Genomic DNA, 795 nt, shown 5'->3' with positions numbered 1-795 from the left:
GGTAAGGATAGGAAGAGGGAAGACGATCATTCATTGGGCGCAGACGGGTTTTCAACGGACTAAGCAAGCCGATTCGAAAAAGACGACACCGCGTAATTTATTCGGTTTTAAGGATGGTACGGTCAATCCGGATACGAATGATGCCAGTGAAATGAATCAGCATGTTTGGGTAAAGGCCGGGGACGGACCCGACTGGCTTGTTGGCGGCAGTTATATGGTTGTGCGCCGAATCCAGATGTATATCGAGGTTTGGGACCGTACGATATTGAAAGAGCAAGAAAACACGTTTGGGCGTCACCGGGACAGCGGAGCTCCATTAGGGATGAAGAATGAGTTTGATCGCGTTGATTTAGAAGCTAAAGACTCAAATGGAAACCTGACCATTCCGGAGAATTCCCATATGAGCCTAGCCAGGGGAGACGGCAAAGCAAAAATCCTGAGGCGTCCTTATTCATATGCGGATGGCATGGATCCCAAAACAGGCAGCTTCAATGCTGGTCTGCTATTCATTTGTTTTCAGCGAAGCCCGAGTAAACAATTCATCCCCATACAAGAGCGACTCGCAAAAAATGACAAGCTCAATGAATATATCGTTCACAGGGGAAGTGCGATGTTTGCGTGTTTACCAGGTGTGAAAAAGGGTGGGTATATAGGAGATTCCCTGTTTGGATAAATTGAATTTCAGATTTAGGACGTAAAATCGCCAGCGTGGATTTAATCCGGGTTGGCGATTTTAGTTCATGAATGAGGAGTGGCGAATATGAACGTTTTTAAATGGAAAAGTGGGATAGTGGT

Annotated in this window: 1 protein-coding gene; it reads left to right on the top strand. The window is 46.0% G+C overall.

From position 1 onward, the window contains the following. Positions 1 to 673, top strand: a 673-nt coding sequence (locus tag CVN76_RS06325; RefSeq protein WP_157805566.1) for a Dyp-type peroxidase, incomplete at its 5' end; no start/stop codon positions are given. Positions 674 to 795: the final 122 nt, after the last annotated feature.

Source organism: Bacillus sp. mrc49 (assembly GCF_002803435.1).
The sequence above is the reverse complement of the archived record's forward strand: the minus strand, read 5'-3'. Positions and strand labels throughout refer to the sequence as shown.